This window comes from Gemmatimonadota bacterium, assembly GCA_016712265.1.
GTDB lineage: Bacteria > Gemmatimonadota > Gemmatimonadetes > Gemmatimonadales > Gemmatimonadaceae > RBC101.
This window is the reverse complement of the sequence record JADJRJ010000027.1, coordinates 358,528-380,774: the sequence shown is the minus strand read 5'-3', so window position 1 is coordinate 380,774 and position 22,247 is coordinate 358,528. Positions and strand designations below refer to the sequence as shown.

General features: G+C 67.4%; 18 protein-coding genes. 9 read left to right on the top strand and 9 right to left on the bottom strand.

From position 1 onward, the window contains the following. Window positions 1–38: 38 nt before the first annotated feature. On the top strand, window positions 39–2,051 hold the full coding sequence (locus IPK85_05995; GenBank protein ID MBK8246935.1) for an Ig-like domain-containing protein: 2,013 nt from the start codon (window positions 39–41) through the stop codon (window positions 2,049–2,051). A 283-nt stretch (window positions 2,052–2,334) separates the two neighbouring features. Here the strand turns inward: IPK85_05995 and IPK85_05990 are convergent, their stop codons facing one another. Then, window positions 2,335–3,471, bottom strand: coding sequence for a PepSY domain-containing protein (locus tag IPK85_05990; GenBank protein MBK8246934.1), 1,137 nt, complete (start codon window positions 3,469–3,471; stop codon window positions 2,335–2,337). A 130-nt stretch (window positions 3,472–3,601) separates the two neighbouring features. On the opposite strand from IPK85_05990, the gene IPK85_05985 reads away from it, so the two are divergent. Together IPK85_05985 and IPK85_05980 are read left to right on the top strand one after the other, a co-directional pair. After that, window positions 3,602–4,609: an endonuclease/exonuclease/phosphatase family protein gene (locus IPK85_05985; protein MBK8246933.1), complete on the top strand. Its 1,008-nt coding sequence runs from the start codon at window positions 3,602–3,604 to the stop codon at window positions 4,607–4,609. 66 nt (window positions 4,610–4,675) lie between these two features. After that, complete coding sequence (locus IPK85_05980; protein ID MBK8246932.1) at window positions 4,676–6,241, top strand: hypothetical protein; 1,566 nt, start codon at window positions 4,676–4,678, stop codon at window positions 6,239–6,241. A 127-nt stretch (window positions 6,242–6,368) separates the two neighbouring features. On the opposite strand, the gene IPK85_05975 is transcribed toward IPK85_05980, so the two are convergent. Together IPK85_05975 and IPK85_05970 are read right to left on the bottom strand one after the other, a co-directional pair. Next, window positions 6,369–7,295, bottom strand: a complete 927-nt coding sequence (locus tag IPK85_05975; protein MBK8246931.1) for a hypothetical protein — start codon at window positions 7,293–7,295, stop codon at window positions 6,369–6,371. Then, the gene (locus tag IPK85_05970) at window positions 7,292–8,251 is read right to left on the bottom strand and encodes a hypothetical protein (GenBank protein MBK8246930.1); all 960 of its coding nucleotides are present in this window, start codon (window positions 8,249–8,251) and stop codon (window positions 7,292–7,294) included. Before IPK85_05970 ends, IPK85_05975 begins: the two co-directional genes overlap by 4 nt. A gap of 82 nt (window positions 8,252–8,333) precedes the next feature. Here IPK85_05970 and IPK85_05965 point away from each other — a divergent pair, with 82 nt between their 5' ends. After that, window positions 8,334–11,222: an FAD-binding protein gene (locus IPK85_05965; GenBank protein MBK8246929.1), complete on the top strand. Its 2,889-nt coding sequence runs from the start codon at window positions 8,334–8,336 to the stop codon at window positions 11,220–11,222. Next, window positions 11,207–12,439: a serine hydrolase gene (locus IPK85_05960; protein ID MBK8246928.1), complete on the top strand. Its 1,233-nt coding sequence runs from the start codon at window positions 11,207–11,209 to the stop codon at window positions 12,437–12,439. The genes IPK85_05965 and IPK85_05960 overlap by 16 nt, the downstream gene beginning before the upstream one ends. On the opposite strand, the gene IPK85_05955 is transcribed toward IPK85_05960, so the two are convergent. Together IPK85_05955 and IPK85_05950 are read right to left on the bottom strand one after the other, a co-directional pair. Continuing rightward, window positions 12,436–13,590, bottom strand: a complete 1,155-nt coding sequence (locus IPK85_05955) for an exo-alpha-sialidase (GenBank protein ID MBK8246927.1) — start codon at window positions 13,588–13,590, stop codon at window positions 12,436–12,438. The two genes, IPK85_05960 and IPK85_05955, sit on opposite strands and share 4 nt — an antisense overlap. Then, the gene (locus IPK85_05950) at window positions 13,539–14,837 is read right to left on the bottom strand and encodes a hypothetical protein (protein ID MBK8246926.1); all 1,299 of its coding nucleotides are present in this window, start codon (window positions 14,835–14,837) and stop codon (window positions 13,539–13,541) included. The genes IPK85_05955 and IPK85_05950 overlap by 52 nt, the downstream gene beginning before the upstream one ends. Window positions 14,838–14,992: 155 nt before the next feature. Between IPK85_05950 and IPK85_05945 the strand changes: the two genes are divergently transcribed. Next, complete coding sequence (locus tag IPK85_05945) at window positions 14,993–17,164, top strand: penicillin acylase family protein (GenBank protein MBK8246925.1); 2,172 nt, start codon at window positions 14,993–14,995, stop codon at window positions 17,162–17,164. 48 nt (window positions 17,165–17,212) lie between these two features. On the opposite strand, the gene IPK85_05940 is transcribed toward IPK85_05945, so the two are convergent. The 3 genes from IPK85_05940 to IPK85_05930 form a co-directional block, all read right to left on the bottom strand. Further along, complete coding sequence (locus tag IPK85_05940; protein MBK8246924.1) at window positions 17,213–17,599, bottom strand: RidA family protein; 387 nt, start codon at window positions 17,597–17,599, stop codon at window positions 17,213–17,215. A gap of 81 nt (window positions 17,600–17,680) precedes the next feature. Next, window positions 17,681–18,184, bottom strand: coding sequence for a hypothetical protein (locus tag IPK85_05935; protein ID MBK8246923.1), 504 nt, complete (start codon window positions 18,182–18,184; stop codon window positions 17,681–17,683). Between the two features lie 101 nt (window positions 18,185–18,285). Next, a complete protein-coding gene (locus IPK85_05930; GenBank protein MBK8246922.1) occupies window positions 18,286–18,786 on the bottom strand; it encodes a hypothetical protein in 501 nt (166 codons plus the stop codon). A 154-nt stretch (window positions 18,787–18,940) separates the two neighbouring features. Here IPK85_05930 and IPK85_05925 point away from each other — a divergent pair, with 154 nt between their 5' ends. From IPK85_05925 to IPK85_05915, 3 genes are read left to right on the top strand one after another with little or no spacing between them, the layout of a single operon-like run. Beyond that, on the top strand, window positions 18,941–19,471 hold the full coding sequence (locus IPK85_05925) for a hypothetical protein (protein MBK8246921.1): 531 nt from the start codon (window positions 18,941–18,943) through the stop codon (window positions 19,469–19,471). Window positions 19,472–19,497: 26 nt separating this feature from the next. Further along, window positions 19,498–21,246, top strand: coding sequence for a M28 family peptidase (locus IPK85_05920; protein MBK8246920.1), 1,749 nt, complete (start codon window positions 19,498–19,500; stop codon window positions 21,244–21,246). A gap of 40 nt (window positions 21,247–21,286) precedes the next feature. Then, window positions 21,287–21,730 carry a hypothetical protein gene (locus tag IPK85_05915; GenBank protein ID MBK8246919.1) on the top strand — a complete coding sequence of 148 codons (444 nt, stop codon included), beginning with the start codon at window positions 21,287–21,289 and terminating at the stop codon, window positions 21,728–21,730. Window position 21,731: 1 nt separating this feature from the next. Here the strand turns inward: IPK85_05915 and IPK85_05910 are convergent, their stop codons facing one another. Next, entirely contained in the window at window positions 21,732–22,214 is a 483-nt protein-coding gene (locus tag IPK85_05910) for a TerB family tellurite resistance protein (protein MBK8246918.1), read from the bottom strand. Between the last annotated feature and the right edge of the window lie 33 nt (window positions 22,215–22,247).

The window sequence follows — 22,247 nt, the reverse complement described above, 5'->3', positions numbered from 1 at the left end:
CGTCGCCAGTCAGGACACCCCTGCCCCAGGTTGCATCCATGTTCCGTACGTCCCTCACGACGGCCGCGCTCGTTGTGGTGAGCGCGCAGGTCGTCCATGCCCAGGCCGAAGTTGCCCGCATCGTCGCCGATCCGGCGCGGGTTACCATCCGGGCCGGCCAGACCCTGCCCCTCAAGATCACCGCGTTCGACGCCCAGAACCGCGAGATTGCGGGCCCGATGATGCGGGTGAACGCGCCCCGCGGCACGATGCGCTGGGCCGAAGGGCAGCTGAGCGCGATGCGCGCCGGCTCGTACACGCTCACGGTGGCCGCCGCGGGTCGGGACAATGCCCTGGTGACGCTGGACATCCCGGTCCTGATCACGAACCCGGCCATTGCCAAGCTGGAGATTGCCGGCGAAGCGGGGGCGCCCTACGTGGGCACGATGCTCGCGCACACGGCGAAGGGATCGCACGAAGACGGGAGTGTGCGGCAGGACCTCCGCGTGACCTGGCGTTCGTCGGATGCCACGGTGGCCTCGGTGGACCGCTTCGGGAACCTCACGGCGCTCAAGCCGGGAGCCGTCTCCATCTCAGCGGAGGCCGAAGGGGTCACGGCACGGAAGAGCTATACGATCGCCGCGAACCCCGTCGCGTCGCTCGATCTTGCCGTCACGGAGAACACGGTGAACACGGGTGACGTCGTGCACCTCAAGGCCACCGCGAAGCGTGCGAATGGCCAGCCGGTGACCGACGCCAAGATCTCGTGGACCTTCCAGTACACGCCGGATGACACCACGGCGGCTCCCGGTGGACCCGGGATGATCGATCGGGCGCCAGATGGGACCGACCTGTTCGCGGCGAACGCGCCGGGTCGCTTCACGCTGATGGCGCAGGCAGGCAATGTCTTCGCGCGCACGGTGGTGGACGTCAAGCCCCGCGATGTGCGCCGCCGGATCACGGTGACGGGGCGTGGCAACATCAACACAACGGCGACGTCGGACCTCTGGCCCTGGACGGGCAAGGATGGTCGCGATTACGCGCTCGTGGGCACCTGGGGCGGCGATGGCTATGCCATCGTGTTCGACATCACGGACATGAACAACATCGTGAGGACCGACTCGGTGAAGGTCGACGCTCGCACGATCAACGACGTGACGGTCTCCCCGGACGGGCGTTACGGCGTGCTGACGCGCGAGGGCGCGTCGAACCGGGTGAACGGTGTGGTCATCCTCGACTTGGCGACGCCGGCACATCCGAAGGTGGCCGCGACGTTCGATGAAGACCTCACCGGTGGTGTGCACAACGCTTTTGCGACCAACGACTACCTGTATGCGATCTCCGGTGGGATGAAGTACGTCATCATCGACATCCGCGATATCTACAAGCCAAAGAAGGTCGGTGAGTACAAGTATCCGGGCGCCCGCATCCACGACCTGTGGGTGAACAACGGGATCGCCTACTCGGCCCAGGGCGGGATCGGCGCGGTGATCGTCGACGTCGGCAACGGCAAGTGGGGCGGAAGCCCACAAAATCCAAAGTTGATCAACGTCTTCCCGGTCAACTCCGGCCACGAGATCTATCCCTACTTCCAGAAGAGCACCGGCAAGACCTACCTCTTCCTCGGCGACGAGGAGATGAACCGCGAGGGTCGGGTGTGGGAAGGGACAAACTACCGAAACACGCTCGGCACCGCGGGCGGCGTCGCCCAGACGTCGGGGGGCTATGTGCACATTGTGGACGCCACCGACCCGATGAACATGAAGAAGGTCGGGCGGTACCACCTGGAGGACTACGGCGCCCACGACATCATCGTCGAGGATGACGTGCTCTACCAGGCGTACTACGATGGCGGCGTGCGCGTGGTCGATGTCTCCGGCGAGCTGCTGGGGAACCTGGCCGAGCAGCGGCGCGAGATCGCCGTGTTCAAGTCGTTCGACCCGAAGGGCTTCACTGCCAACGCCTCTTTCGTAATGAACGCGATGCCGTGGAAGGGGCAGGTGCTCTTCACGGACTTCAACTCGGGGTTGTGGGCCGCCAAGCTGGAACCGAAGCCGAAAGTCACGCCGTAAGCACACGTGCCGCTCGTGCTGCGCTTACCTCTCGTGCAGCTCGTGCTGCATCAGTTGAGCCCCTCGAAGGGCCACTGCGAAGCACGAGCGGTACGGGCAGCCCGGGCGGCACGAGTGGCACGCTTCCCGTGCTGCCCTGACCTCTCGTGCTCCTCGTGCTGCATCAGTTGATGCCCCGCTGAACTGCCACAGCGAAGCACGAGCGGTACGGGCAGCCCGAGCGGCACGAGTGGCACGCTTCTCGTACCGCCCTGACCTCTCGTGCTCCTCGTGCTGCATCGGTTCAGCCTCCCTGCCTGCGCCTGCGCCTCCACCGGGGAAACCAGATTAACACCCCGGTCACCGGCAGGCTCGCCACCAGCAGGCAGAGTAGCGTGCCCGCCACCTGCATCGGCCACCCGTACAGCGTGGCCGTATGCAAGCCATAGTTGGAGTTGCGCCATCGGAGGCCGAGGTTCTTCTCGTCGAAGCGCTCGTCGCCGGTGAGGGTCGCCGTGCGTGGGTCGAAGAAGTACCGGTCATACTCCTCCCACGCGCTCCCGTGGTCGTAGATCACCCCGACGGTCAGCGCCCCGAACTTGCCGCCCGGAAGGTCGACCATGTAGCGCCGCCCGTCCGGGATGCGCGTGCGAATCGTCGCGAGGGCCGCCTGGAGCGGTTCGGCGATCGGGGGCGCGTCGAGCAGCCTCGGCTTCTCCACGGGTGGGGCGGTGATGCGTGCCTCGCCCGTGAACAGCCACGCGATCGCTCCTTCGTACCACTTCCAGGTCCACACCGGGCCGGTCAGGGCGAGCACCAGCATCCCCAACGCGCCCCAGGCGCCGAGCACGTTGTGCGTGTCAAAGACCGTGCGCTTCCATGGACCCGAGAGCCGGGGCACGAGCCGGGTTCGCCAGACGGCGCGGGTGCGGGGCCACCAGAGCACCATCCCCACGATCACCATCAACACGAACACGATCGTTGAGGTGGCGACGACCCAGGTGCCGCGCGTGGAGAGCAGCAGGTTGGTGTGGATCATCCGCGTGATGAAGATCCAGTCGTGCTTTCGGTCGACCACGCCAAGCACCCGCGCGGTGGACGGGTCGATGAAGACTTCGTCGTAGTAGAGGAACTCGTGAAAGTAGGTCGGGGCGTCGTCAACAAGCCGCTGGGCCATCGCGACGACGCTACGACGCGGATCGGCGTGCCAGGTGAGGCGGATGACCGGGCGATCAGGGGGCAGGGCACGGCGGGCCGCGGCCAGGATTGCATCGGCGCTCGCGCGCGTGCCCGACGGCTCCGCGTAGACGAGCCGGCGGTGGAGCATGGCGAACAGCTCGGCTTCCCAGACATACACCGCGCCGGTCAGGCCGACGACAAACACCACCAGGCCGGTGGCGAGCCCGACCCAGCGGTGGAGCCGTGCGAGAAGGCGTCGCATGGGGCCGAATGTGTGGCTGGGGCGTCAGGTTGACCAGCGCATGTGCGACCGTCCGGTACGGTCCCGCTCGCGACGGCCGAGCTCGCGGCGTTGACTTTGCAATGGCGGTCAGGGAACGCACCCAAGGACCATGCCCTACTACGCGTCGCTCAACCCCAAGCGTCCCGACGATCGTCGGACCGCCGAAGGACTCCTCCGGCTCCGCCTCGCCCTCGGGGCGGAAGTGCCGGCCAAGAGCATCGACGACACCCTGCTCATTGCCTCCTGGAACCTCCGCGAGTTCGGGGGCACCAAGTACGGTGGCCGTGAGCGCGAGGCGCTGTTCTACATCGCCGAGGTGATCTCGCACTTCGACCTCGTCGCTGTCCAGGAAGTGCGCGACAACCTGGATGTGCTGGACGACCTCATGCGCCTGTTGGGCGGGTGGTGGGACTACCTCGTCACCGACGTCACCGTGGGACGCCAGGGGAACGGCGAGCGCCTCGCCTTCATCTATGACAAGCGCAAGGTGAACTTCGGGGGGCTGGCGGGCGAGATCACCTCCGCGATGGTGAAGTCCGGCGACACGCTGTCCATCCCGCGGGCGTTTGCGCGGTCGCCATACCTCGTGGGCATGCAAGCCGGGTGGTTCAAGTTCACGCTCTGCACCGGCCACCTCTACTACGGAGAGGACAAGGCGGACGATCCGGTGCGCCTCGCCGAGATGCGCGAATTGGTCGAGCTGCTGAAAGACCGGGTGGATGCCAAGGACCGCTGGGCGCGCAACAGCATCCTGCTGGGGGACTTCAACATCTTTCGCGAGAGCGACCAGACCTTTGCGGCGCTCACCACAGTGTTCGAGGTGCCACCGGCCATCAAGGGACGGAGGACCAACCAGTCCCGCACCAAGCCGTTTGACCAGATCGCGTTCCTCTCCCCAGACGTGGGGAACCAGATCGCCGACGCGCGCGGCGGGGTGTTTGACTACTACCAGCACGTGTACCGCGACGCCGATGCGGCGCTCTATCCCGTCCCGGACGGAACGACGTTCTCCACGTGGCGTTCCTACAAGATGTCGGACCACCTGTTGCTCTGGACCGAGGTGAAGGTGGACTTCGGCGCGGAATACCTGAAGAAGAAGGCGACACCACCGGCGTAAGGACGGCCGCTTACCTCCGCCCCGACGCTGGCGCAGATTCTGCGCGACTCAACGGAGAACGCACAGATGCTGGGGTGGTCTGCGATCGTGATGGTCACGCTGGGTGTCGTCGGTCCTGGGCGAGGGAACCCGCCCCAGGTCGGACGCGATGTCCGCCACGATACCAGCCGGCCGATCCGCAACCTCGCGGCGCCGCAGCCCCAGGGGTCGATCGAGCAGCGCTTCATGGGGCGTCGCGCAGCCGCACCAATCCTCGAATCGTTCGACGGCCTCGGCGTTGGTTTTGACGGACCCGTGGGGGCCCCGCTCCTGCGCAATCCGTCCGACAACTCGGTGGCGGTCGGCCCGGACCACATCGTGCAGACGGTGAACTCCGTGATGGCGGTGTTCACCAGGAAGGGGCGTCTCTTCCAGGAAACCGGGCGTGCGCTCCACGGCGCCGTATCGACCAACAGCATCTTCCGCGGGTTTGGTGGCGCGTGCGAACAACGCAACAGCGGAGACGCCGTCGTGCGCTACGACCAGCTCGCCCGGCGCTGGCTCTTTGTGCTGCCGATCTTCTCTCGCCCGCCGGGTGAGCCCAACGGACCGTATTCGATGTGTTATGCGGTGAGCGCCGGGGCCGATCCGCTGGGCCCCTACCATCGGTATGAGTTCAAGCGCCCACTCTTTCCCGACTACCCGCGCCCCGCGATCTGGCCCGACGGCTACTACGTGCCCACCAGCACGGGCGACGATGTCATCCAGAAGCACGCCTGTGTCGTGGAACGCGACCGCATGCTGCGCGGGGAGCCCGCGCGTGAACAGTGCGTGATCATCGAAGGGGTGAACTTCCTGAACAACGCGGACATTGACGGCTACGCCCTGCCACCGCGCGGGGCCCCGAACGTGATGATGGCCGCCGGTGGGGCACAGCTGAAGGGTGACCTGGACGACGACGGCATCTACGTCTGGCAGTTCCACGTCGACTGGAAGGACACGACGCGCACGAAGGTGACGGGACCGGTGAAGATCCCGGTGGCACCGTACGCCTACCTGTGCGGCGGCCAGCTGACCAACTGCGTGCCGCAGCCGGGAAGTGAGCGCAAGCTCGACAGTCAGGGCGACAAGCTCATGGCTCGCCTGGTCTACCGGAACATCAACGGCCGGGAGTCGATCGTCGGTTTGCACTCGATCGCGACGAGTGCCGGCGGTGGAGGGGTGCGCTGGTACGAGTTCCGCATCGGGCCCAATCGTGCCGTGCGCCTCCACCAACAGGGGACCTACGCGCCAGACGACCCGTCCGGCAGTCCCTCGTACCGGTGGATGGGCAGCATCGGGATGGACCGCGCCGGCAACATCGCGATGGGATACTCGTTTGGGGGTACGCCACACTTCGCCGGACAACGCGTTGCGGGACGCAGGCCGCAGGATCCGCCAGGGACGTTAGGCACGGCGGAGACGGTGCTGGCGACCGGGGCCGCTGCGCAGGAGGCGACCCTGCGCTGGGAGGATTACACGCAACTGTCGATGGACCCGGATGACTGTCGCTTCTGGTACGTGGGCGACTACTTCAAGCCGGGAGCGTCGAGTTACTCGACGCGGATCGGGTCCTGGCGAATGCCAGGATGCGTGGGCCGGCCGGGGCGATAGAGCGGCAGTAGGAGCAACGGCCAGGGCGAAGCACGGGAGGCACGAGCAGCCCGCGCAGCACGCGGGGTACGGGACCCGTGCTTCCCGTGCCGCTCGTGCTCCTCGTGCTTCATCAGTTCGCTCTTCCCTAGAATCCCCACGGCACCAACTGCACCTGCCGCGTGACGAGCACACGCCGTTCACTCCCACCGATCCAGGCAATCTTCGCGTCGCCCCAACCGAAGAATGCGCCGAATCGCGACCGTCCCTTGAACGGGTTGGTCACGGCACCGTCCGCCTCCCCCGCCATGGCCGCGCCGATCGACCAGTATCCCGGCCGCAGCACGCCACCGGTACGCCCTCCCCAACGCGGATTCCAGGTGTATGAGCGCACGCCGAGTTCGAGGACCGAGACCGCACGCGCTTCCTTTTCAACGTACGTCAGGTAGGTCGGCACGTACGCGGCAACCACCTCGTGCCGCGAAGGCCATCCCTCGTCGTTCGGCCGGAAGGCCGGGAGCCACTGTGCGCCATAGTTGAGCACCACTTCTGCAAGATTCAGCTTGGGAGTGCCGGGCCCGTACTTGCGCTCGAACCGCCGCAACTTCTCCAGGCTCATGTCCTTCGACGCGGCCCGCCGGATGACATCGAACGCCTCGAACGGATCGAGCAGGGAATCAATGCCCGCGCGGCTCAGCTTGGATGCGAGCGCATCCCGGTACTCCTGGCCCACGACCTCGGCCAATTGATTGAGCGCGATCGTGTCACGCGCCGTGTATCCCACGGGGCGCGTCCGGCGACCCACCACACCCCACGACGCGCGCGAGTCACCGATGACATGCAGCGGCAGGCGACGCAACTCGGGGCGATCGAGGTGTCGCAACAGGGATTGCACCATCGAGTCCACGACCGGGGAACTCGTGCGAAACCCGGCGATCGAGTCGCCGATGCGAGCACCGTCCAGCAACTGCGCGAGCGTCGCCCGGCGGACGAGTGCAGTATCAAAGCGCGCCGGTTGCTGTGCGCCGAGCGTGGCGGCTATCCCCAGCACCGCACAAAGCAGGCGGTTTCTCATGCGAGGATCCAGTCGCGGAGCTGCGTGGCGTGGTTGGCTACATACTCTTCCCAGCTATGCGGGTTGGTGGGCTGGATCTTCGGCTGCCCGCCCGACACCACCGGCTTGAGGGCGTTGGCCCACTCCTGCCTGGTGCTGACGTTGAAGGCGTTCTGCTCATCGAGGAACGTCTCCTGGCCCGGCACGTTCATGGATGCCCAGTCCGCCTGGTTCCGGAAGAACCAACCGCCCACGGGATCCAGCTTGCCGGTGATCGACACCCACCGTTCCACCGAGGAGACCTTCCGCCCCGACACGGTGGTCTCGCTGGGAATGCTGAGCGCGTCGCCCTGCACCGCATAGAGCCATCGGCGATTGGGAACCAGCGAGCCCATGGCGTCGGCGACTGTGCGGATGAGCTGCACGGGCGACGCCATGAAGATCACGTTGGCAAACCGTACACCCTCTGATGCCGGTCGCAACCGGTGTGAGGCGGTCTGGGAGGCGTGGTGCAACACCTCATAAGTGTGAAAGCACCCGAGGGAATGACAAATGATCGTGAGCTTCTGGTCCCGCGTGCGGATGCCGGCCGCATTCCCGTCCGCCACGACCTGCTTGAGCTGCGCCAGGTACGCCTCGCGCACCGCGGTCCGGGCATCGGCCACCAGGACGGGCCACAACACGTCCCCGATGGTATCCGCGAGGGAGTCGCCCACCTGCGGATCGGCGATCTTGCCGGACAAGGCCGATACGGCCTGCGTCAGGACAGTCCCCAGCTGCGACTTGGCGGCGAACCAGTCGTTGACCTGGTCGTAGAAGAGCTGGTAGATGGTCGTGTCGGCCGCGGCCGGGCCGAGTGCCGCCTCCACCCCGGCCTTCAGTTCCTGGTAGTCGCCCGGCTTGGCGTTCCCGATCCCGTGGACCAGCACCACGGCGCGATCGGACGCCCACGGTAATGATTGCGGCTCCAATGCCATCGTTCCCCCCTCCCGACAAGTCGTCCCACGCTACACCCTTCCGCCCCACGCAGCAACGGCGCTCACGAATACCCAACGCAAAGTGCATTCCCACGACCTGGTCGAGTCCCTTCGGCGCGCGCTGCGCGGCGAAGTTCGTGGTGACCAGGTGGCACGCCAGCAGTTCGCGTCGGACGCCAGTATCTACCGTATCGAGCCCCTCGCCGTCGCCTTTCCCCGGGATGCCGACGACGTCAGCGCTGCGGTTGAGGTCGCTGCGGCCCATGGGGTTCCTGTCTTGGCGCGTGGTGCCGGAACCTCCCTGGCCGGCCAGACGGTCGCCGCGGCTGTGGTGCTCGACTTCTCGCGCCACATGCACGCGCTGCTCGCGGTGGACGCAGCTCACCAGGTGGCGCGGGTGCAGCCGGGCCTGGTGCAGGACGACCTCAACCGGGCGGTCGCGCGACACGGGCTGATGTTCGCCCCGGACACCAGCACGGCCAACCGGGCCACGTTAGGCGGGATGATCGGCAACAACTCGTGCGGCATGCGCTCGGCGCGTTATGGCATGACGATCGATCATGTCGCGACCGTCGAAGTGGTGCTCTCCGATGGCAGTCGCGCCCACCTCCGCGCGACCGCCGATGACGAGATCGCCGCGCGTGCGCGCGGCACCACCCTCGAGGCCAATCTCTATCGCGAGCTCCCCGCACTCATCTCGCGCCACGACGCGGCGATCCGACGTGACATGCCGCCATTCTGGCGACGCAGCGGTGGCTATCGCCTCGAACGGATGCTCCCCGATCGTGGACCCTTCAACCTCGCCAACCTCGTGGTCGGCTCCGAGGGAACGCTGGCCCTCGTCACGGAGGCCACCGTGCGCCTCGTCCCGACGCCAAAGCACGTGGTGGCGGTGGCCGGGCACTTCCACACGGTTTCCGAGGCGATTGCCGCGACCACCGACGCCCAGGCGTGCGACGCGGCGGCCATCGAGCTGGTCGATCACTTCATCCTTGACCTGTCGCGCCGCTCGCCGATGCATCGCGACGTCGTCTCGTTCCTCGACGGGTCGCCCGGCGCATTGCTGTTTGTCGAGTTTTATGGGGACACCGTTGACGAGGCATCCGCACAGGCGGATCGCCTCACGACCCTCTGGCGCTCTCATGGCCATGGGTATGCGGCGCTCCGTGCGGATACGCCGGCCACCCTCAAACGCTTCCGGGAGCTGCGCGCGTCCGGCCAGGGGCTCCTGCTGGCCGCCGGACAGGGAGGCAAACGTTCGATTGCCTTTGTGGAAGACACGGCTGTGGATCCGTCGCGCCTCGTGGAGTACTGTGAGCGATTCGCGAGCCTCCTGCGCGGCTTTCACCTCGAGGCCGGCTTCTACGGCCACGCCTCGGCGGGCTGCATGCACGTGCGTCCCTTCATGGACCTGAGCCGCCCCGCCGAGGTGGCGACCATGCGCGCGGTCGCGGAGGGGGTGCTGGCCCTCGTCACCGAGTTTGGTGGCAACAACTCGAGTGAACACGGCGACGGCCTGGTGCGGAGCGAGTTCAACCCACGGATTCATGGCGCCGAGGTGTACGGCGTCATGCGCGAGGTGAAGGGGCTCTTTGATCCCCACCACCGGCTGAATCCCGGCAAGAAGGTCGATGCGCCGCCGATGACGTCTCACCTGCGTGACCAGGGTCGCCATGCGCCGGTCCCCATCGCCACGCACTTCGCCTCGCTGGCGGATGGGGGGATGTACGCCAACGCCAACGGGTGCGCCCGCATTGGGCAGTGCCGCAAGTCGCCGGGCGCCGGCGCGACCATGTGTCCGTCGTACATGGCGACGCGCGACGAACAACATGCCACGCGCGGGCGGGCGATGGCCCTGGCCGAGGCGCTGCGGTCACCCGATCCCCGGGCCGCGTTAGGCGATGGACGCCTGCGCGAGTCGCTGGACCTGTGCCTTGAGTGCAAGGCCTGCGCCACGGAGTGCCCCCTCGGCGTGGACATGGCCACCCTCAAGAGCGAGGTGCTCGCCCAGGTGCAGGCGGTCGAGGGAACGTCCTGGCGCACGCGCTTCTTCGGCCACGCACGCACGCTCAACGCGATGGGGAGCGCCGTGGCACCCCTCGCGAATGCCATCTCCCAGTGGCGGCCCGTCCGCGCCGTCATGGAACGCGCCCTGGGGATCGATCGCCGGCGACCGCTGCCGGTGTTTGCCCCGGAGACCCTGTCCCAGTGGTTCGCCCGTCGTGCGACCACCCGGCAGCGTGGCGCCCCGGCCGGCACCGTTGCCTTCTTCGCTGATTCCTTCACCAACTATACAGAGCCGCAGATCGGACAGGCGGCGATCGAGTTGCTGGAGCTGGCGGGCCACGACGTCATCCTGGTGGATGACGTCTGCTGCGGTCGGTCGCTGATCTCGAAGGGGATGCTGGACCACGCACGGGCGCGCCACACCGCCCTCGCCGAGCGCCTGTATCCGCTGGCCGCGGCGGGCGTACCGATTGTCGGCGTCGAGCCGTCTTGCCTGTTCACCCTGCGTGACGAGTTGGTCACTCTCGGCGCCGCTCCGGACAAGGCACCGGCGATCGCCGCCCGCGTCCAGTTGGTCGAATCCCTCCTTCTGGAGGCGATCGATGCTGGCCGGTTGTCGCTCACGTCGCGCGAACGGCGGGACATCCTCTTTCACCCGCATTGTCATCAGAAGGCTGCATCCGCCGTGGAGCCGACCGCACAGCTGCTGCAGCGCATCGGTGGGGCGAGGGTCGACGTCCTTGACGCAGGGTGTTGCGGGATGGCCGGTTCGTTCGGCTTTGAGCACGAGCACTACGACATCTCGATGCAGGTTGGCGAATTGCGCCTCCTGCCGACCGTGCGCGCGGCACCCGGGGCCATCATCGCGGCGACCGGGGTCTCGTGTCGCCAACAGGTGGCACATGGGACAGGCCGCGACGCGATTCACCCTCTCAAACTGGTGCATGCATGCGTCGAAACCTGATTGGCGGGACCCTCCTGACCCTCCTCGGGGTCGTCAGCAGCAGCGCATGCACGAGCGCGCCGGCTGTCGTGGCGTCCTACCCACATGAACAGGAGCCGATCGGAACCGTACGGCAGAGCTACGATGGCGCGCTCACCCCCGATCTCGCGGTCACGACCTTCCGCAACATCCATCGGCTCTTCCCGTCGCGGGTCATCCGTCACGGGAATACAGTGCGGCCGCTCCCGCCATCGACGCGTCCACTCGGCGCCGTCTCGTTCACGCAGGGAGACAGCACCCTCACCCTGGACGACTACGTCGCGCGCAACCGGGTCGCCGGCCTGCTGGTCCTGAAGGACGGTGCCGTGGCCCTCGAACGCCACGAGTTCGGCAACACCCCGGCGACGCGCTGGATGTCGATGAGCGTGGCCAAGTCCATCACGGCCACCCTCGTCGGGGCCGCGCTGCGCGATGGGGCGATCCGCAGCCTGGAGGACTCGGTCACCCGATACGTGCCGCGCCTCGCGGGCAGCGCCTACGACGGGGTGACGATTCGCAACGTGCTGATGATGGCGTCTGGCGTGTCGTGGAACGAAACCTACACCAATCCTGCATCGGATCGACGCCGGTTGTTGGATGCGCAGATCTCCCAGGTGCCGGGGTCGGCGATGACGGTGATGGCGTCCCTGCCGCGTGCGGCCGAGCCGGGGACGAAAAACACCTACAGCACGGGAGAGACGCAGGTGATCGGCGAGGTGGTGCGCGGCGCGGTGAAGAAGCCGCTGGCCGATTACCTCGCCGACGTCATCTGGGGACCGGCCGGGATGGAGGCGGATGGGACCTGGTGGCTGGATTCCCCCGAGGGGATCGAGATCGGCGGGTCTGGCATCAGCGCGACGCTGCGCGACTATGCGCGCTTTGGGCAGTTCATCCTCGAGGACGGGGTCGCACACGGGCGGCGCTTCATACCCGAGGGATGGAGTCGTGAGGCGGGATCACCCAAGGTGCTGCGCAACGGGACGCCGCTGCACTATGGCTATCTCTGGTGGCCCGCCACCACGGAGGCAGGACGTCGGGACGGCGCGTTCTCCGCTGTGGGGATCCACGGCCAGTCCGTGTACATCAACCCGACGGCACAGGTGGTGGTGGTGGCCTGGGGTGCGCAGGTTCACCCGACGGCCGACGGTCCGGTCAGCGACGAGTTGGTGTTTGATGCGATCGTGGCAGCCCTGCGTTAGCAGCGCCCGATGGTGCCGAGTGGGAGACGGGCGAAGCTGATGCCGTCGTATGCGCCATGTTCATACAACACACCGACCACATCGTCGGGGAGCATCACCAGGGTCGAGTAGGCCGATGGGCCCGCAGCGAGGACGTGCGAGGAACGCCACGTGGCACCGTCGTCGCAGGACAAGCGCAACGTCAGGTTCGCGCGTCGCAGGGTATCTGCGGTATTGCTGAAGACCAGCTGCCGAGCGCGGGCCGTCCCGGGTGGGGCGAGCGGGTCTACCCGGATCAGCGAGGCATTGTTCGCAGGGTCCGGGAGCGCGCGATCGGAGCGTGGCACGGTGAACGTCACCCCACCGTCGGTGGAGATGGCCACCAGCCGGTACGGTTTGGCCCGGCTGTTCAGCATCACCGTGCCGTTGGACAACTCGACGACCTCGAATTCGTCGAGCCCCGGGCCCACGAGTGCTCCCATCGTCCAGTGGTCGCCATGATCATCGCTGCGCAACACCGCCGCCCACGTCGCGCCGTCCTTCCGGATGACAAAGGGCTGAAGGAGGCGACCGCTGCGCAGCTGCACGCCGGCGCCGGAGGAGGCAAAGAACCCGCCCCACCCGGGCGCCTTGATGCCTGACGTCAGGCGGCGGTGCGTCCACGTGGCCCCGTCGTCGTCCGACCAGCTCACATCAGCCTGCAGGACGTCGGGATCATCGTCCCGGGTTCCGGTGGATCCTCCAAAGAAGCCCTGCCGCACGGAGGCCGCGTGAAAGAGGAACACGCGACCTGTCGCACGATCCACCAGGAGGCTGGGATCGCCAAACCCCAACGGTGCGGTATCCGCGCGGACCACCCGCAGGTCGTCCCAGTTGCGTCCACCGTCTCGGCTGCGACGCATCACCAACCGGATGTGGCTGGGCACATCGGCCATCGTGGGTCGCGCGTCCCACGCGGCGATCAGCGTGCCCCGGGTGGAGAGCGCGAGTGCCGGGATTCGGTGGACCGGCGCATCGAAACCACGAGCGGCCAACTCCACTGGGGACACGGAAGGCACCGCGACGCCACGGGTCGCGGTGCACGCCGCAAGCCCTGCGAGGGCCGCAGCCGCACCCCAATTCACGCGCGTCGCACCCGGCGTCGCCAGAGTGCCAGGCCGGCGACCAACCATCCTATGCTGACCAGACGTTCCGGCACCGTCGCCATGCGGACCGCCTGCCAGGTGAGTCGAGGGACGGTCATCGCGAGGGCGATCGGTGTTCCCGTCGCTGCAAGCCCGGCGCGCTCGACAACAAACACGCGGCCCGCGCCGGCGCCTAACGCCTCACGGATGGCCGCATCGAGGGCGAGGGGCGAGAGCTGCCGCCAACCCGGGAGCCGCATCGCCGTCCATGCCACGGCCGTGGAGCCCCACCCGTGGTGATTGCTGGAGGCGACCAACGGCACCTGGAGTGAGTCGGCCAAGTGCACGATGCGCGACCGGTGTTCTCGTGAAAAACGGAGTCCTTTCGGGGCTCCGTTGGTGAGTTCGATCGCGTCGATGCGGGGCGGGCGGTGGAGCGACCGCCCCAGGTCAAACGGCAACGTCAGCAGGGCGAGCGGGCGGTCGACGGCACCGAACTTCGCCAATTGCGCGGTGTCGAGGTTGCGCCGGTGGGAGAAAAGCGGGAGGTGCGTGGTGGAGACACCCAGGAGGTTGAGGTGCGCACCGGGGACGACGCTCTCGATCCCCGGGAGCAGCGTGGTGGACACCGTGCTGGGGATACCGCCCACCACCGAGGCTTCGCGCAACGACGTGCGGCTGGACGCCAGCTCGCCACTCGCGGCCAGCAGCCGCCAGGCCTGCATTGTCTGGTGGTCGGTCACGTAGGCGGCGTGAAACCCCGCCGCCGCGTGCCACGCCCGGTTCGACTCGGCATCAAAGCGCCAGCGCCCATCGTGGGATCGATCCGTGTGGCTGTGAAAGTCCACCAGCGCGATCTCGGCGTCCGTTGTGACCAGCCGGGCCATGGGGCGGGGCACGAGGGCCCCGACGACGTACACGCCCAGTCCCACACCGAACGCCACCGCCGCGGCACGGCCCGCGGCTCGCGCGCGGGTGAACCAGCACGGGGTGCGCAGTGCCGTGCGGAGGGCCACGGCCACGACGATCACCCCCAGGGTCCATAGGATCGCGAGGTGTTGCTGGTCATCGAGCAGCGTGAGCTCGTCAAGGATCCGCGTGATCGGGGCCAGCAGCAGGTACTCGATGGGCAGCTGCAACCGAACAGCAGGTGCGCCGACGCCGGTGACCTGGAGGGAGGCGGCTGGTGCCCACACGCCCCAAGCGATGTAGAACATCCCGGCCGCCGCCAGGATCCAGGCAGGGACACGGAGTTGACGAAGGCGTGGTCCGCGCGAGGCGGCAGGGAATGGCATCGCCCCAATCCTACAGGCTCAGGACCGCCGGGGAAGGTGCGCGCCGTCACGGTCTGGTTGCTCGGGCCCGGGCGGGCGTCTCCAATGCCCCGTGCTCTGGCCTGTTGCGGGTCTTTTCGACACCTTGGGACTCTCGATTCCTCTTGCCCTGCACCATGAAGATTCGCACGCTCCTTATCGTCTTCGCCCTGGCCGGCTGCACCGGCGCCGCCAGCAGCCCCGAGGTCGCGGCCTGGGAGGCCCAGGCGTCCAATGTGACGATCACCCGCGACGACTGGGGCATTGCCCACGTGAAGGGCAAGACGGACGCCGACGCCGTCTTCGGGATGATCTATGCCCAGGCCGAAGACGACTTCAACCGGGTCGAGACGAACTACCTGGCTTCCCTGGGGCGACTCGCCGAGGCCGAGGGGGAGGAGGCGATCTGGCGTGACCTCCGGCAGAAGTTGTTCATCGACCCGGAACAGCTGAAGCGCATGTACGGCGAGTCACCGGACTGGCTGGTGAAGCTGATGGATGCGTGGGCGGCGGGGCTCAACTACTATCTGCACACGCACCCCGACGTGAAGCCGCGGGTCATCACGACGTTCGAGCCGTGGATGGCGCTGAGTTTTAGCGAGGGGAGCATTGGGGGTGACATCGAGCGGGTGAACCTGCGCGGTCTCCAGGCCCTGCACGACAGCACGCCACCGAAGGACGTTGCCGTGGCGGACCCCGGCGTGGAGCCGGAGCCGCGGGGCTCCAACGGCATCGCCATCGGTGGCCCGATGACGGCCAACGGCAAGGCGATGCTCCTCATCAATCCCCACACCTCCTTCTTCTTCCGCTCCGAGCTGCAGATGACCAGCGACGAGGGACTGAATGCGTACGGCGCGGTGACCTGGGGACAGTTCTTCATCTACCAGGGGTTCAACGAGAAGGCCGGCTGGATGCACACCTCCAGCAACGTGGACAACGTCGACGAGTACATCGAGACGATCGTCCAGGCCGACAGCGGCGTGTTCTACCGGCACGGCAAGGACCTGAAGCCGGTCACCGTGCGCACGATCGCCGTCCCCTACAAGACCGCATCCGGGCTCGCCACGCGGGAGTTCACCACCTGGCGCACGCACCACGGTCCGGTGGTCCGGCGCGCCGATGGCAAGTACATCGCCATGCGGATCATGGAGGAGCCGCTCAAGGCGCTGCGCCAGTCCTACCTGCGCACCCGCGTGCGCAACCTCGCCGAGTTCCGCGAGACGATGGCCCTGCACACGAATTCGTCCAACAACACGCTGTATGCCGACGCGGAGGGCACGTATGCCTACTTCCACGCCAATTTCGTTCCGCGGCGCGACACGACCTACAACTACCAGGTGCCGGTCGATGGCACCAACCCCGCCACCGACTGGCAGGACACCCACGCGCTGGACGACAGCCCGAACGTCGTGAACCCGCCTAACGGCTGGGTCTACAACACCAACAACTTTCCGTACACTGCCGCTGGCCCCAACTCACCAAAGCAGTCGACCTACCCTGGCTACTTCGATGAAGGGACCGAGAACCCACGCGGCGTGCATGCCATCCGGGTGCTCAGCGGCCGGAAGAACTTCACCCTCGACTCACTCCTCGCGGCGGCCTACGACTCCTACCTGCCGGCGTTCGAGACGAGTGTGCCGGCACTCGTGAAGGCCTACGATGCCCTCCCGGCCGCGTCCCCGCTCAAGGCCAAGCTCGCCGATCCCATCGCCCAGCTCCGCACGTGGGACTTCCGCTGGAGCGCGACCTCGGTCCCGACCGCCGTCGCGGTCTTCTGGGGCGAGGAGATGTTCCGTCGGCAGCGCGCCGACGAACATCCCGAGGCCGAGTCGATGAACGGCTATGAGTACATGGAACGGGGAGCGGCCGCCCAGCGCCTCGAAGGGCTCGCGGCGGCCGTCGACAAGCTCGCGGCGGACTTTGGCAAGTGGGACACCCCGTGGGGTGACATCAACCGCTTTCAGCGCATCAGCCCCGAGATCGTCCACCCCTTCGACGACGCGAAACCCAGCATCCCGGTCATGTTCACGTCCGCCCGCTGGGGATCGTTGGCCTCGTTTGGCGCACGTCCATACCCCACCACCAAGAAGTGGTACGGCACCAGCGGGAATTCCTTCGTCGCCGTGGTCGAATTTGGGGACAAGGTCCGCGCGCGGGCCGTAAGCGCCGGAGGCGAAAGCGGCCACATGGACTCCAAACACTTCAACGACCAGGCCGAGCGGTACGCCACGGGGAACCTGCGCGAGGTGTACTTCTACCCCGACCAGCTCACCGGGCACACCGAGAAGACCTACAAGCCCGGCCGCTGATTCACCGGGGCGCCTGGCACGATGGCCGGCGCCCCACGCGGCGCGGGACTACCGCGAGCGCCGGGCGACCAGTTCGATCTCGACCTGGGCGCCTAACGGCAATCCGGCAACGGCGACGGTCGTCCGGGCCGGATACGGCGAGGCGAAGCGCGTCTTGTACGCCGCGTTCATCGCCGGAAAGTCCGCCATGTCCGTGAGGTAGACGTTGCACTTGATCACGTCGTCGCTCGTGAGGCCGGCGTCGCCCAGGATCGCGAGCAGGTTGTCGAAGCAGCGATGCGTCTGGGCCTCCACGTCGCCGTCGATCAACTTTCCCGTGGCGGGGTCAATGGGCGTCTGGCCCGAAAGGTACAGGAGGTCGCCCGCCCAGATCCCCTGGGAGTACGGGCCGATCGCGGCCGGGCCGCGATCGGAGTGGGTGTGGATGCGCGTCATGCGGGGAAGTTAGTCAGCCCCGCGCCATTGCGAGTGTCCCATATCCCGTCCCGCGGGTGCCGCGCGCGCAAGGCCCGCGCGTTAGGCGCACACGATCAGGTCACCACGCACCACGCGCAGGAGGCACTCCAGCCGGGGCAGTGCCGCCGGGAGCGGCGCCCGCGTGTCATAGGACACCTGCCAGCGCCGACCATTCGCTACCACGGTCAGCGTTGCCGCAGAACCGTCCGGCGGCACCATCCCGTTCGGGAACCCGTACGTCGACCGCAGCGCCCGGAACTCTGCGGAGGTCGCGACCTGCCAGAGCGTGGCCTGCTCGGCCGCACCGGCGACGCCCGAGCGTGTGAGGGTACGTTCGCAGCGGCCCAGCTGGGATCCCCCCTCGCAGGTGACGTCGTCCCACCGGGCACTCAAGGAATCGAAGGTCAGCACCGTGAGCCGCGGTTGGCCGCCGGCCACCGCCTGAAGCTCGTACGTGATGCGCGAGGCCACCCCGCCTGCGGGCTCACCCGACAGGTCCGGCCCAGTGGACGTGCTGCATGCCCCAAGCAGAGAGAGGACACAGGCTGCTTTCGCGACTCGCATGGCCTTGAGGAAAGGGTCTCTCTTCCAGACAGCGCCGGATGCGACCGCCCCTGATCTTTCCGTCCCGCTATCGAACCTCTCAGCACGGCCGCGCCACAACGTCAGTCGTCGTGGCGCATGCCCGCGTGATGATCCTGGCGCTGAAAGGCGAGGAACTCGTGAACTGCCTTCAGGGCGACACTGTCCGTCGTCGTGATACGCACCTGCGCCCCCTTCGGCAGCTCTTCGGCCACGTAGGAAATTGTGGATCGTCGAGCGGCCATGGTCTCGGTCCCCGGGACGACCTGGGCATGCACCATCCCGGGAAGCGTAAAGTCGCCGGCCGCGAAGGCCGTCGCGATCTCCCGCATGTGGGCGCGGATCTGCGTAATGCCGGTCGGGTCGATGCTGTCCCGCTGCAGCTCAATTAACCCGCCGTTCGGGAGCGGGGTGAAGTGGTGCGTCGAGGTGTATTGGTCGACCCCCATCGCGACCGCGCCACGATCCTGTACGGCGGCGAAGGTCGAGTCGCCGGAGGCCTCCGCCCGTCGCGCGCCCTCGTCGGCGGCTGGTTCACCGCGAGCGCAACCGGCCAGGGCAACAACGAACAGGTATCGATTCATCAAGCCTCCTTGGACGACCGAAGATGGCGTCCCTACGTGATTCCGGCGACCTGCGGCCGCAACGAACAGTCCACGCGACGGGATCCGCTCCCGCCTGACTATGCACACGGCCGGTTCAGGGGGTAGAATCCCGCCAACCCCTGCGGAGTCCCCCATGCGCGCGTGTCTCGCCGTATCCGTCGTTGCCGTTCTCAGTGTGTCGCCACTCCTCGCACAGGACGCACCACCTGCGGCAGGGCCATGTCGCGACACCCCGTGCAAGATGGCGCTGGACTGGGGCTCGGGGAACACCGCGGCCAACTTCCCCGTGGATCGGCGCTATGGCACGCCCAATGACTTTGAGCCGATGGTCCTGGCCGGCCTCCGGGATGCGGGACTCAAGATGGCGACCGCGGGCGAGGCGATGCAAATGACGCTGCGGGTCGGCATGAAGAACGCGATGTGTGACGCGATGCCTGGCACCAATACCGACATGAGCTGCCGCACCATTGACGAGGTGCAGGTCCAGTGGGTGGCACAGGCGCCCGACACCAAGGCCCCGCCGTCTGTGCGCGTGACCAATCGGTGTGGTGCCGGCGACCAACGGATGAACATCGCGCAGATGGCCGCGTACACCGCCGCCTCCATCGTCTACCAGACAGCGGCCGACAAGAAGGGACTCAAGCGTCCCTCCGCTCGCTGTTAGTGTCCGCCTCTCACCCGCCCGTGATCATGCGCGCCGCTCTCCTCCTTGCGTTCGCCCCCTCCGTCGTCCTCGCGCAGCTCAACCGCTACGGCAACCCGCCGCGACTGCGCCCCGCACCGACGACGGCCGCCATCACCGCCCGCGACCTCCAGATCCGGCTTTACCAGTTTGCCGACGACTCGATGCACGGGCGGCAGGTGGGACGCATCGGAAACATGAAGGGGACCGACTACATCGCCGCCGAGCTGAAGAAGCTCGGCGTCGCACCAGCCGGGGACAACGGGACCTACTTCCAGGTCCTGCCGTATCACCTGCGCTCCTTTACGGCCAATTCGCGGCTGGCCGTGAACGGCAATCCCCTGGAATGGAACCGGGACTGGGTGGCCGTGCCGGGTCCGCGCGCTCCGCGGCCAATCGTTGGCGCGGAGGTGGTGTTTGGCGGCGTGGCCGGTGATACGTCGCGACAGATTTCCGCAGCGGCGGCGGCCGGCAAGCTGGTCGTGTTGTTACCCGGCGCGGCGGCAGCCCCCGGCGGACGACCACAGTTCGGCGCACCACCCAACACGCGACTTGCGGCGGCGGCGGCGATTGCCACTGTCGATCTCGACGGCCTGTCCCTCGCGCAGCGACAGAAACTGAACCAGCCCGACGTCGCCACGCAGTCGGGTGGTGGTCGCGGCCGCCCGGGGGGCGCGCCCGCCGGTGGGGATTCCCTCGCGATGCTGCGCGCACAGCTGGACCAGTTGGCCCCGCAGGCCACCCTTCGGTTGACGAAAGCCGGCGCGGCGGCGCTGTTCGGCGGACAGCCCGTGGAGCGCCTGCGGCCGGGGACGATCGGCGGCTCGGTGAACGCCTCCCTCGATTACGTCGAGCTGCCCAGCAACTACGCGCGCAACGTGGTCGCCGTGATCCCGGGGAGCGACCCCCAGCTCAAGGGACAATACGTCGCCCTCGGGTCCCACAACGACCATGTCGGCTTCAACACGCCGGTCGACAAGGATTCGCTCAAGGCTTTCAATGACATCCGCAACCGGATGCTGCTGGCCAACAACATGGTGGCGCTGAACCGGGACCAGCTGGCCGCCATTCGCGTAAACATGGACAGTATTCGCCGCGCCCACCCGGTCGCGCGCCTGGACTCCATCAACAACGGCGCCGATGACGACGGCTCCGGCTCGATGGCCCTCCTCGAGATGGCCGAAGCGATCCAGGCGATGCGCGTGAAGCCCAAGCGCTCGACCCTGCTGGTCTGGCACACCGGCGAGGAGGCCGGGTTGATCGGGTCGGCGTACTTCACGCGTCACCCGACCGTGCCGATGGACTCGATCGTGGCCCAGATCAACATCGACATGATCGGGCGCGGGCGTGATGGCGACATCCCCGGGGGCGGCGAGGACTACCTCGGCGTTGTCGGCTCGTTCTTCGACTCGAAGGACCTCGGGGAAACGGTCGCGGCGGTCAACCAGAAGCGGGCGCGGCCCTTCCAGCTCGATTACCGGTACGACAGCACCCTCGCCTGGACCGGCTACAACAACATCTACGGGCGCAGCGACCACTACAACTACGCGCTGCAAGGCGTGCCCATCGCCTTCTTCTTCACGGGGCTGCATGGGGACTATCACCAGCGGACCGACGAAGCCGAGTTCATCGACTATCCGCATTATACCCGTATCACGAACTACATCCTGGAGCTGGCGACCACGCTCGGGAACGGCCCGCGTCCGCGGATGAACGGCACGCGCCCCGCCCGACCCCCGCGACCCGTGGTGCCCTGAGGCACGTCGGGGGCGGCGACGGGAGCGGTGTCGTCCGGTCATGCGATCCCTTCGTTTCCTGTTGGGCGCCTTCACCTGCGGAGGTTGTGCGATCTCCGGCGGTACGGCTGACCTGCCCCGCGACCAGCTCGCCGTCGGACGCTGGGGGGCGGAGGACCGAGGCGTCATTGTGACCGCCGACCTGGTGCATATTCACATCGGCTGCACCAAGGGGGACTTCCCGGGCCCGATCCGCCTGGACGCGGACGGGCGCTTTCGGGTCGACGGGAGCTACACGCTGCGGGCCTTTCCGGTGGCGCGCGAATCCCTGCCCGCGCAGGTCTCGGGGGTAGTCTCGGGGCGTCGGCTCACCTTCTCGATTGCGGTGAACGACACCGTGCTCAACCGCCCAACGTCACTGGGTCCGGTGACCGTGACGCTCGGGGTGGAGCCGCAGATGGCCATCTGTCCCGTCTGCGTCGAGCCGGCCGCCGTGGTGCGTTAGGCTACTCGCCGGCCTGGGTTCGCACCGCCTCGATACGCTGTTGCGCCGACTGCTTGGCCGACGACAGGTAGCCAGGCTCCAGCTCCAGCAGGTTCGCGATCTTGCGCGTGAGGTAGTGCTCGTGGTCGGCCACCTTCCCATCGGCGAGGACGAGCCCCCACATGATCTCGGCGAGCACCATCTTCTGCCCCACGTCGTACTGCTCACGCAACACACGCGTGAACTGGAAGTGATCCACCGCCTGCAACCGCTCGCGTTCACACAGGGCGATCAACTCGCGCCCGGCCTCGGCGGGCAACGCAAAGTGCCGGGCCAGGACCCCTTCAAGGTGGGCCCGTTCCGGAGCCGTGAACTCTCCGTCCGCCCAAGCGATGTCCAGCATCAGGGTGCAGGCCGCGACGTGCACCGGATCGGGGCCGGCGGATTCCGGTGTGGGGGCCGAAGTGTCCTTGCGCAGGAAGGCGCGGATCTGGTCGAGCAACATGTGCGGCGGTGAGAGGGCGCGAGTGACTCGATG